This window comes from Microbacterium sp. Bi128, from assembly GCF_918698205.1.
Window position 1 is genome coordinate 1 of record NZ_CAKKMM010000773.1, and the last position, 2,393, is coordinate 2,393.

The 2,393-nt window shown below is 66.9% G+C and carries 2 protein-coding genes; both read left to right on the forward strand.

The genetic code is table 11. The features are described 5' to 3' along the window. A partial coding sequence (locus LQV45_RS26050; RefSeq protein ID WP_230009561.1) for a DUF2382 domain-containing protein occupies nt 1-310 on the forward strand: 310 nt, incomplete at its 5' end. 239 nt (nt 311-549) lie between these two features. Continuing rightward, a partial coding sequence (locus LQV45_RS26055) for a PEP/pyruvate-binding domain-containing protein (RefSeq protein WP_230009563.1) occupies nt 550-2,393 on the forward strand: 1,844 nt, incomplete at its 3' end.

Genomic DNA, 2,393 nt, shown 5'->3' on the forward strand with positions numbered 1-2,393 from the left:
CGTCACGACGGAAACCGTAACCAGGACGGTGCCAGTGCAGCGCGAAGAGGTTCGTATCGAGCGGGAACCGATTGCCGAGGAAGACCGCGACGAGGTCTCGAACCGTCCGGCCAGCGACGACGAGGTAATCCTTCACGAAGAGCGCGTCATAGTGACCAAGGAGACCGTCCCGGTTGAACGGGTCCGCATCGTTACTGAAACGGTCGCAGATGAAGTCACCATCCGTGAGAAGGTCCACAAGGAACACTTTGACGGCTCGGACAGCGAGGGATCAGAGGGCTCCGAGGGAACCGACGCCAGCCGCGGCTGAACATGCGGATTGGTTTAGATGCCCGGGGCAAAGGCTGCGACCCATGGCCCCGGGCATCTTGTTGTCGGAACGGGGGGTTCGGGCGATTGGTGGCCCCCGGCCACACCCCTCGACCTAAAGGGTTAACGGGATCCCCTGCCCACCGGTACGGCTATGGCCTCTCGCCTGCGGCAGTGCCAGTATGTTGGGAATCAGGCTGAACCACGGAGCCTGGCTCCGGGCGGAAAGGACTCGAGGTCATGACCTACATCAACAACTTCGGCGATGTGGGGCGCGGCGACGTCGCCGTGGCAGGCGGCAAGGGCGTCGGACTGGGCGGCCTCAGCCAGGGAGGGCTCCCGGTCCCGCCGGGGTTCGTGCTGAACACCGCAGCCTACGCGGATTATGTGGCTGCCAACCATCTCGAGGCCGGCATCCATGAACTGGCTGTACTGTCGCCGCACGCGGCGCCACAGGAGTACGAGGAAGCCTCGAAACGGATCCGCGCCCTTTTCACCAGCGGCACCATGCCACACACCATCGCGGCGGAACTCGGCGCCGCCTACGGGAGGCTCGGCGACGGAGACACAGCCGTGGCGGTGCGCTCCTCCGCCACGGCCGAAGACCTCGCCTCAGCCAGCTTCGCCGGCCAACAGGAAACCTACCTCAACGTCCGGGGGACGGAGGCTGTGGCCGCGGCCGTGACTGAGTGCTGGGCTTCCCTGTGGACGGCGCGTGCCATGGCCTACCGCGCCCGTGAAGGCATAGACCCGGACACGGTGCGCCTCGCCGTCGTGGTCCAGCAGATGGTCGACGCCGAGGCTGCCGGGGTGATGTTCACCGCCAATCCGGCCAACGGGCGCCGCAACCAGACGGTGATCAGTGCCGCGTGGGGCCTGGGCGAGTCCGTTGTCAGCGGATCGGTCACCACGGACGACGTCGTCGTCGAAGCAGGGACGGGCCGTGTGCTGTCCCGCCGGACAGCTGACAAGGAGGTCATGACCGTCTACGCGGAGCGCGGCACCCTGGAGCAGCCGGTGCCGGCGACGCGCCGCCGGCAGGCCGTATTGGACGACCGGGCGGCGGCCGAGCTGGCCGGTTACGGAACACGGATTACGGAGCATTTCGGGACGCCGCAGGACATCGAGTGGGCACGCGCCGCTGGCGAGTTCTTCATCCTGCAATCCCGGCCCATCACCGCTCTGCCCGAACCGGCAGCCGACATCCCGGACACCTGGCCGGTGCCCTACCGGCACGGGCTGTACTTCCGGGCAAGCATCGTTGAACAGCTGCCCGACCCGCTCTCGCCGCTGTTCGCCGACCTCATTGACGGCTCGGTGTCACGGTCGCTGAGGGCCCTGATGGCCGGCGCCGTCGGCAAGGAGGTCATCCGCGAGGACGACGTCGGGCTGCCCACTATCAACGGCTACGCCTATTACTACTACCGCAACTCGGGAATGTGGCGGGTGATGGGCAAGTCGCTGACGGCGATGCGTGCGCTGGCCCGTGGCAAGGCGCATATGGGAGTGGCCGGCTGGCGGGAATTTTCGCATCCCCGCTACGAGCAGGTGATCAAGGACTGGTCCGCGAAGCCCATCGGGGAGCTCTCCGGAGAGGAACTGCTGGCGGGTGCGCAGACGCTGCTTGACGCCGGCACGGTGTACTACACGGCCGTGCAGTCCATCATTCCGATCGCCGCAACAAGCGAAATCTCCTTCCGGGCCTACTACGACAAGTTCGTTCGGCGCGACGGCGATCCCCCCGCCCAGACCTTCCTCCTTGGTTACGACAGCGAACCCATCCGCGCAGAGAAGTCGCTGTACGACCTCGCGGCCTGGGCCCGGGACGTGCCGGGGCTGGCCCCGGCGATCCTCAACGCCCCCACCGCTGCGCTGGCCGGGCCGCAACGCACCGGGTCCACGCCTGCCGGAGTGGACCCGGCACCCTGGCAGCAATGGCAGGCCCGCTTCCAGGAGCACCTCGGCCGGTTCGGCCATGCGGTCTATAACCTGGACTTCGTCAGTCCGGTGCCTGCTGACGATCCCTCGCCGCTGCTGGAGACCGTGAAGTTTTACCTGCGGGGACATGGCAATGACCCCTACGA